The organism is Endozoicomonas sp. ALB115 (assembly GCF_049310245.1).
GTDB lineage: Bacteria > Pseudomonadota > Gammaproteobacteria > Pseudomonadales > Endozoicomonadaceae > Endozoicomonas.
Genome location: NZ_JBLYZG010000195.1, coordinates 1 through 1,124 on the forward strand (window position 1 = coordinate 1; position 1,124 = coordinate 1,124).

General features: G+C 45.5%; 1 protein-coding gene. It reads left to right on the forward strand.

What is annotated here, in order from left to right; all coding sequences use genetic code 11:
• The first annotated feature begins 124 nt into the window (after positions 1-124).
• On the forward strand, positions 125-1,117 hold the full coding sequence (locus tag ACO6VE_RS24580; protein WP_422464141.1) for an IS30 family transposase: 993 nt from the start codon (positions 125-127) through the stop codon (positions 1,115-1,117).
• The last annotated feature ends 7 nt before the right edge of the window (positions 1,118-1,124 follow it).

A 1,124-nucleotide genomic window follows, 5' to 3' on the forward strand; every position in this document is an offset into this window, starting at 1 on the left:
CCTGAATTCGTATCATAAATGCATAACCTCTGTAACCAGAGGGTTGCCACTGAACTGCCTTTGAAATGAATCAGAACTCAGGGGTACTCTGTTAAGCAACCAAACCAAACAGAGGACGCCACGGATGGCCTTTAAGCACCTGAGCTCTGAAGAGAGACATTATATCGAAATTGAACTGAAAAATGGGACCTCCCAGAACAAAATGGCAAAAAAACTTGGACGTTCACAGAGTTCTCTTTCACGAGAGTTAGGGAGAAACAAGGGGCTGCGTGGTTACAGGCACCAGCAGGCACATCGTATGGCCCAAAAGCGACACAAGGAAAAAAACAAGGCTGTTAAGCTGACAGAAGATATTAAACGACGAATTTCTAATGATATTTGTTCAGACTGGAGTCCTGAGCAAGTGGCGGGAAGGCTTAAAAAGGAAGGAGAGATCAAGCTACACCACGAAACGATTTATCAGTTTATCGCAGATGATAAGCGTAACGGTGGCAGCCTCTATAAGCACTTGCGACACCAGAAAAAGACATACCGGAAAAGATATGGCTCAGCCCATAACCGAACCGGCATACCTAACCGGGTTGGTATTGAAGAACGTCCAGCAGTAGCCAACAACAGAGAACGTGTCGGTGACTGGGAGGCTGACACCATAATAGGTAAAAACCATAAAGGGGCCATCGCAACATTGGATGAACGGAAGACCAAGCTTCGCCTTGCTGTTCCTCTGCCAGGTAAGAAGGCAAAAGCGGTTAAACAGGCGATGATCGGCGCGCTCAAGCCCCTGAAAAAGTTCGTCAAAACCATCACTTACGACAATGGTAAGGAGTTTGTTCAGCATGAGGAGATTGCCAAAGCTTTGAAATGTGACAGTTACTTTGCTGCACCATATCACTCCTGGGAGAGAGGTCAGAATGAGAACGCTAATGGCCTGCTCAGGCAGTACTTCCCCAAGTCTATGGAACTTAATAACGTCACAGAAAAAGAAGTCATGATAGCGGTAGATAAGCTGAACAGTAGGCCCAGAAAATGTCTTGGTTACAAGACTCCTTATGAGGCATTCAAGGAGTTAACCGGAATAGATGCAAGAAAAATCATGGGTTATGCATTTATGACTTGAATTCAGG

Coding starts and splice junctions, on each gene's coding strand:
- ACO6VE_RS24580 (WP_422464141.1), top strand. CDS start 125: ATGGCCTTTAAGCACCTGAGCTCTGAAGAGAGACATTATATCGAAATT.